The sequence below is a fragment of the Neptunicoccus sediminis genome (assembly GCF_001719615.1).
Classification (GTDB): Bacteria; Pseudomonadota; Alphaproteobacteria; order Rhodobacterales; family Rhodobacteraceae; genus Amylibacter; species Amylibacter sediminis.
Genome location: NZ_MDVX01000056.1, coordinates 1 through 6225, shown reverse-complemented (window position 1 = coordinate 6225; position 6225 = coordinate 1). Strand labels below are relative to the sequence as shown.

9 protein-coding genes are annotated in these 6225 nt (G+C 64.0%); 1 reads left to right on the top strand and 8 read right to left on the bottom strand.

Annotated elements, in window-relative coordinates; translation table 11 throughout:
• The 4 genes from BFV97_RS18030 to BFV97_RS18015 all read right to left on the bottom strand — a co-directional run.
• Positions 1-261, bottom strand: a 261-nt coding sequence (locus BFV97_RS18030; RefSeq protein ID WP_069301744.1) for a DUF3768 domain-containing protein, incomplete at its 3' end; no start/stop codon positions are given.
• An 87-nt stretch (positions 262-348) separates the two neighbouring features.
• Positions 349-621 carry a DUF6330 family protein gene (locus tag BFV97_RS18025; protein ID WP_069301743.1) on the bottom strand — a complete coding sequence of 91 codons (273 nt, stop codon included), beginning with the start codon at positions 619-621 and terminating at the stop codon, positions 349-351.
• 23 nt (positions 622-644) lie between these two features.
• Positions 645-1583: an ArdC family protein gene (locus tag BFV97_RS18020; protein WP_069301742.1), complete on the bottom strand. Its 939-nt coding sequence runs from the start codon at positions 1581-1583 to the stop codon at positions 645-647.
• 40 nt (positions 1584-1623) lie between these two features.
• Positions 1624-2094: a hypothetical protein gene (locus BFV97_RS18015; RefSeq protein ID WP_172827945.1), complete on the bottom strand. Its 471-nt coding sequence runs from the start codon at positions 2092-2094 to the stop codon at positions 1624-1626.
• Positions 2095-2446: 352 nt separating this feature from the next.
• Between BFV97_RS18015 and BFV97_RS18010 the strand changes: the two genes are divergently transcribed.
• On the top strand, positions 2447-2740 hold the full coding sequence (locus BFV97_RS18010; protein ID WP_028288615.1) for a hypothetical protein: 294 nt from the start codon (positions 2447-2449) through the stop codon (positions 2738-2740).
• Positions 2741-2768: 28 nt separating this feature from the next.
• Here the strand turns inward: BFV97_RS18010 and BFV97_RS18005 are convergent, their stop codons facing one another.
• From BFV97_RS18005 to BFV97_RS17990, 4 genes are all read right to left on the bottom strand, one after another.
• The gene (locus BFV97_RS18005; RefSeq protein WP_224557872.1) at positions 2769-2930 is read right to left on the bottom strand and encodes a hypothetical protein; all 162 of its coding nucleotides are present in this window, start codon (positions 2928-2930) and stop codon (positions 2769-2771) included.
• Between the two features lie 135 nt (positions 2931-3065).
• On the bottom strand, positions 3066-3767 hold the full coding sequence (locus BFV97_RS18000) for a VIT1/CCC1 transporter family protein (protein WP_028288616.1): 702 nt from the start codon (positions 3765-3767) through the stop codon (positions 3066-3068).
• Positions 3764-5671 (bottom strand): heavy metal translocating P-type ATPase, encoded by a 1908-nt coding sequence (locus tag BFV97_RS17995; protein ID WP_069301740.1) that lies wholly within the window; start codon positions 5669-5671, stop codon positions 3764-3766. The genes BFV97_RS18000 and BFV97_RS17995 overlap by 4 nt, the downstream gene beginning before the upstream one ends.
• Positions 5672-5676: 5 nt before the next feature.
• Positions 5677-6225 (bottom strand): FAD:protein FMN transferase (locus BFV97_RS17990; RefSeq protein ID WP_172827944.1); only part of this gene is annotated, 549 nt, incomplete at its 5' end.

Sequence of the window (6225 nt, the reverse complement as noted above, 5' to 3'; positions counted from 1 at the left end):
CCGGATCTCGACCGCCCCGAAATCATGCCATCCCTCGGGATCATTGTCCTGCTCAAAGGTGGTAAACTCACCGGTGGCTTTCACCGCCTCGGCCATAAAGCCGTCACCGGCCTCCATGAGCGAGCGGGTGACATGCATCCGGCCTTGGATGGGCTGCGCGGGCGGCACTCCAAGGCACGCGAGCTTGCGGAACGCGTCGTTCTGCGCGGCGATCACACTCGGATCCGGGCATTCTGTCTGGGGCTGTGCAGTGATGGTCATAGGGCTCTCCTTTGAGAAGTTGAAACACCCTTCCCAAAGCCTGCTTTTTCTTTTCTGCTTGGCGGAAGGGCCGAAGCAGAAGGTGCCCTACCCGAACAGCCCCTTGGGTCTGTAATTCGGGTTAGGGATGGTTTCGATCCAGCCGCCCTGTTCCTTGATGCTCTCGATTGCCGCCGAGAGCGGGTAAGCGCCCTCGGACGGGCTCCACCAATAGGCACCGCGCTTGAAGGTGATGATCTTGCGGCGGCCGTCTTTGAGTTCGCGCCGGTCCGCGAAGCGGCAAACTGTCCGGGGGACAGTTTGAGGCAAGAACGGGCGGAGCCCGGCCACCCGCAGCGTCTTGGGTTCCTTACGTGACATGCGAGTCTCCGTTCTCCGTGTGGTCAGGCAGCCTCGACACTGCGCCCTGCCCTACCCGCCTCAGATTGTGCGATCAGATAGTCACAGGCGCGCTGCGCATCCGCGGCGTGCTTGAAGATCGCACCCTTGTCCGACCGAAGAACGCGCAACCAGTTGTGGAGGTAGGCGGCATTCATCTCGAGCGTATGCGCCGTGAAGCCGAGCGTCTGACCCAGGAACACCGAGGTCAATTCCGCGACGATCTCCTCGCGCGCATAGGACGTGTTGCCAAACTTCGAGAACCCAAAATCACGGTTCAGTCGATGCGGGGCTTTTGTGGCATGGGCCAGCTCATGGGCCCAGACCCCGTAGAAATTGCGCGGGTCCTGGAACCGCGTGATGGACGGCATGTAAACCTTGTCCACGGGCGGCAGATAGTAAGCTTCTGTTCCCGTGAAGACGGTCGTGATGTCGATGGCATCGAAAAACGCCTGCATATGCGGGATGGGCTCGGACGGCAGATGCTCGGGCGCAGGCTCCGAGTCGGGGTAGAAACTGTCGGGCAAGCCCTCGATCTGGCAGGCATTGAATACGCGATAGGATTTCTGGAAGCGGAAGATGCGGGCTTCCTCGGAGTGATCATCGCCATCGCTGCGGTCGTCCTCGCCGCCCGCATCTTTCCGGCTTTGGCCGTAATAAACGACGACAGAGGACTTCTCGCCCTTGCGGACCTTTGCGTCCAACGCATTGGCCTGCGGCAACGTCATCCAGAAGGGAGAGCTGTGGCCCGCCATCACGGTCCGCATCGTCAACAGGAAGTTGTTCACCCCCTGGTAGGTTTCACCGCCCACGCGCAGGGGACGAGAGCTGCCACCTGCGGTCCAGGGCTTGCGCCAGGGCAGAACACCGCGCTCGATGATGCGGATGATTTCGTTGGTGATGACCTCGGAGGCATCGAATTTGGGCGTGCGGGATCGGGCCATGACTGGCCTCCTTTCGAGTTTTGGTGAGAGGGAATGGGGATCAGGTTGACTGAGGGGGCCGCGGATCGTTTGCGATCCGCGCGCCGAGCCCTTCGACCATGTTGATGTAGGTGGTCAGCGAGACAGAACTTCGAGGACCCCAGGGTTCAGAGTCGTCCGATCCGTCCCGCGCCACCCGCGGCAGGTTCGCGAAGGCGATGACATCGGTGACGGGTCGGATATCGATGAACGGGGTCCCTTGTGCGACCGCGAGGGCGGCCAAGGGAAAGCGCTTGATCGGCGCGAAGGTCGACACGGTGGTCCAACCGAGATGGAGGAATGTCCCGCCCTCCCCGCAGATCACATGCGCGTTAGGCAACAGCGCCGCCTGCTTCAGATAACCGAGATCACGTAGGACGGTCTCGCGCTCGCGCCGTTGTGCCTGCCCCGTCTGGCCGGTTCGGCGTAGTTCCTTGTGTCGCCACCACGAGGCAGCGGTCGCGCGCAATACGCGCAAGACACCTGTTTGCATGAGAATGCCCTTCATCAGGAACGGCAGACCGGAATCCGGCCCGGACCCATCTGAGGGACCTCAAAGGCCCTCATCCGTCAGTCACAAAACCCGAAGAACACTTTCACTCTTTAGGGATCTGATGCCGAGGAGCGTTAAATGCAAAGCTCATGAGAACGTAGGATCCTCCACTTTCCGGCATCAGACCCCAATGAGGAACAGGATCAGGCCCGGACACCCTCTTTCGGGCATCCTCAGGCCTGACCTCCCCCGGCCCTCCTCTTCCTCTCAAACCCCATGATTTCCGCAGATGGCTTGATTTTGTTCCTGTTATGTTCTATGTTGAAAGCCACGCTAAGAAGGGAGATCCCCGATGGAAAGCACCACTTACGCCCTGCCCGCGACGCCAAAGCAGATCGCCTATGCGCGCGCACTGGCCCTTCGCAACCAGACGCTTCTGCCGTGTGAGGTTCAGCAAGATCGGCGCTCCTTGAGCGCCTGGATCGACGCACAGGCCAAGCTGAAGCCGGGCACGCAGGACAGCCGCCCGACATCAAAGCAGGTCGCCTTTGCCGAGCGCCTCGCCCGCATCAAGCGCCGCGCCGTGCCGGACGAATGCTTCCGCGACAAGGAGCTGATGTCGAAGTGGATCGATGGGAACAAGTGAAGCTGGGTAGACCCCGCGCTGATCGAGATTACTTCGGCCGATCGACAACGGATGCCCCGCCCGACTTGGCAAGCGCGATCAGGCTGGACTGGATTTTGGATGTGAAGACGGAACTGAACGTGCCGATGGGCGTGCGGTCCTCCCAGACAAAGGACCGCTCCAGAACATCGGTGTTGATCTCGTCCAGCATGACCCATTTGCGGACATGGGTTTATGACCCCACGCGCTGCGACTCGATCTGTGGCACCTCGATGATCAGCACGATGTTGACGAGCGTTGCCGCAACAAGCAGCCGGAGCGGGGTTCGGGTACACCCCATTAACTCCTAGCCTACGGCGACCCCGAACAGCGCACCGACCCCGGCTGTCGCCGCCATTGCAAGCGCTCCCCATAGCGTGACCCGCGTGGCCCCACGGACGACGCCTGCGCCGCCGGCCGAAGCGCCCAATCCGCCAAGAACCGCAAGGCCAAGGATCGTCGATCCCGCCACCAGGGGAGCGATCTGCGCCTCCGAGACCAGCAGCACGACGATCAGGGGCAGCACCGCCCCAACGGCGAAGGTCAGTGCGGACACCAGAGCCGCCTGGACAGGGCGGGCGGTAACGGTTTCCGAAATGCCGAGCTCGTCGCGCGCATGCGATCCGAGCGCGTCACGTTCAGTCAGTTGCACGGCAACCTTTTCCGCCAGGTCGCGGTCCAGCCCCCTTTCAACATAAATCCGGGTTAGTTCCTCGAGCTCGGCCTCGGGCGTTTCCTCGAGTTCACGGCTCTCTCGGGCGAGGTCCGCCTGTTCGGCGTCAGTTTGTGAGCTGACCGAGACATACTCCCCCGCCGCCATCGACATCGCGCCAGCCATAAGCCCGGCCAGCCCGGCGATCATGACCTCGGGCTTGCCGGAGCCTGCGGCCGCGACGCCGACGACGAGGCTCGCGGTCGAGACAAGACCATCGTTGGCTCCGAGAACGGCGGCCCGCAACCAGCCGATGCGATGCACCATATGGATTTCAGAATGTGAGAGGCGGCTCATGGCTTGGCTCCTTGAACGATGTCTGCTTGCTCTGACATGATGACCTGGGATTTGCCCGTAGCTGGCTCCTGCGGCGCGATGCGCAGCGCGCGCAGGGCGTTCAGGATCACGGCAACGTCGATCACTTCTTGCAGAAGCGCGCCCTGAACCGGCGTGAGGTAGCCGAAAGCGGCCGCGATCATGCCCATGACAGACAGGCCGATCCCGGCGACAACGCTTTCGACTGCGATCCGGCGGGAGGCGCGCGCGATCTCGATGCCGGGCCCCAGCCGGTCGATCCGGTCGACGAGCAGCACCACGTCGGCGGCCTCGGCCGAGGCCGCGGCGCCCCGTGCCCCCATTGCCACGCCTACATCGGCTGCGGCCAGGGCGGGCGCGTCGTTGACACCATCACCCACCATCATCACCGGCCCGTGTTTACGCTCGGAAAGCACCAGCAACACCTTTTGATCCGGCGTCAGACCGGCCCGCAGCCCGTCGAGGCCCAGCCCCTCGGTCACGCGCTCGGCCACGTCCGCGCGGTCGCCAGTAGCCAGAAGGATGCGCACGATCCCTTGACGGCGCAGACCGTCCAGCATCGCCCCCGCGCCCTCTCGCAACGGGTCAGACATCACCAGATGCCCCGCCAGGTGACCGTCAACTGCCACTGCGACAAGGACCGATCCGGCGCCCTTGGCGGGGTGATCGCCCGCCCTCTGCCCAACGCGGGACACAACGAAGCCGTCGCCCCCGACGATCACCTCGCGGTCCTCCACACGACCCAAGACCCCTTCGCCCGGGATCTCAGCCACTTCTGTCGGAACGGGCAGTGTGAAGCCCTGTGCCTTGGCGGCGGTGACGATCGCTTGCGCGACAGGGTGCTTGGAGGCCTGATCGAGCGCGGCCGCGAGGCGCAGGATGTCGTCCTCGTTCATGCCATCGTGGCTGTCGATCGAGATGATCTGCGGACGGCCATCTGTCAGCGTCCCCGTCTTGTCGAGGATCAGCGTACGGATGCGCGCCATTGTCTCGAGCGGCCCTGCGCCCTTGATCAAAACGCCAAAATGCGCCGCACGCGAGAGACCCGCGACCAGCGCAACCGGCACGGCAAGGATCAGCGGACAGGGCGTGGCGACCACCAGCACGGCGACCGCGCGGATCGGATCGCCTGTGAACCACCAGGCCGCGAAGGCGATACTGACGGTGACGACCAGAAAGCCCAGCGACCAGCGGTCGGCCAGCCGGGACATCGGCGCTTTGGACGCCTGCGCTTCCTCGACCAGGCGAACGATCCCGGCATAGGTGCTGTCCTTGGCCTCGCGCGTCGCCGTCAGGTCGAAGGCCTCGCCCGCGTTGGTCGATCCGCTCATGGCGTCGGCCCCGCGCGCCAGCCGGACTGGGAGGGATTCGCCGGTCAGCGCCGCGGTGTCGAGGAAGGCGGTGTCGGACGTAACCGAACCGTCCACGGGAACGACATCGCCCTGCCGGATCAGCAGGCGATCGCCCGGTGCGATCTCCTCGAGAGGCACATCCTCAAGACCGCCGTTCCGGTGCCGCGTCGCGGTCCGGGGTACGCGAGATAGAAGATCCTTCATCGAACGACGTGCACGGCCCTCAGCGAAGGCTTCGAGGAAAGTGCCTCCAGAATACATGACTGCGACGACAGCCGCAGCCAAGGTCTCGCCGAAGACAAGCGCCGCCGACATCGACAGCGCGGCAACGATATCGAGGCCCACCTCGCCGCGCCCAATGCTGCGGACGATTTCGACCACAAGCGCTGCGAGCGCGGGAACAACTCCTGCAATCCAGATCAGGTTCGCGATCTCTGGTTGGCCCGCAAGGTAGAATGCGAGTCCCACGATCAGCCCGGTTGCGGCCATCAGCAGGAGTGCGGTCTTGAAGCGATCGGTACGGGTCTGTTCCATGCGGCTCATCTTCCCCCGGCTGAGGCGATTGCCGCTGGTTCTTCGGAAAAAAGACGCCCGACTCCCACGCCCATTGCATTGCCTTCATCATCGCACAGAAGAAACAGGGCGTCGAGTCCACGTTGTCTCGCGAGGTCCGCACCCCTCTCCGCACCGAGCACCATGAGCGCCGTCGCCCAAGCATCGGCCTCGGCACAGGTGCGGGCCACCACGGTGACGGAGGCCGGCGAGGCGATCAGCGGCGCGCCACGTCTCGGATCCATGGTATGCGACAGGCGGCGCCCCTGAACCTCGACCCAATGGCGGTAGTCACCGGAGGTCGCCACGGCGGCGTCCTGCAGCGCCAGAACCGAATGCGGCGTCCGGCGATCAGGGTCCGGCGCTTCTACCGCGATGATCCATGCCTCGCCATCGGGGCGCAGGCCCATGGCACGCATCTCACCGTCGATGCCGACAAGGGCGTCGGCAATCCCATGATCGCGCAAGGTCTCGGCGAGCCGGTCGACGCCATAGCCCTTGGCGATGCCGTTCAGATCCAGCGCAATGGGCGCGGT

Coding starts and splice junctions, on each gene's coding strand:
- BFV97_RS18000 (WP_028288616.1), bottom strand. CDS start 3,767: ATGAGCCGCCTCTCACATTCTGAAATCCATATGGTGCATCGCATCGGC.
- BFV97_RS18010 (WP_028288615.1), top strand. CDS start 2,447: ATGGAAAGCACCACTTACGCCCTGCCCGCGACGCCAAAGCAGATCGCC.
- BFV97_RS18020 (WP_069301742.1), bottom strand. CDS start 1,583: ATGGCCCGATCCCGCACGCCCAAATTCGATGCCTCCGAGGTCATCACC.
- BFV97_RS17995 (WP_069301740.1), bottom strand. CDS start 5,671: ATGGAACAGACCCGTACCGATCGCTTCAAGACCGCACTCCTGCTGATG.
- BFV97_RS18005 (WP_224557872.1), bottom strand. CDS start 2,930: ATGCTGGACGAGATCAACACCGATGTTCTGGAGCGGTCCTTTGTCTGG.
- BFV97_RS18025 (WP_069301743.1), bottom strand. CDS start 621: ATGTCACGTAAGGAACCCAAGACGCTGCGGGTGGCCGGGCTCCGCCCG.
- BFV97_RS18015 (WP_172827945.1), bottom strand. CDS start 2,094: ATGCAAACAGGTGTCTTGCGCGTATTGCGCGCGACCGCTGCCTCGTGG.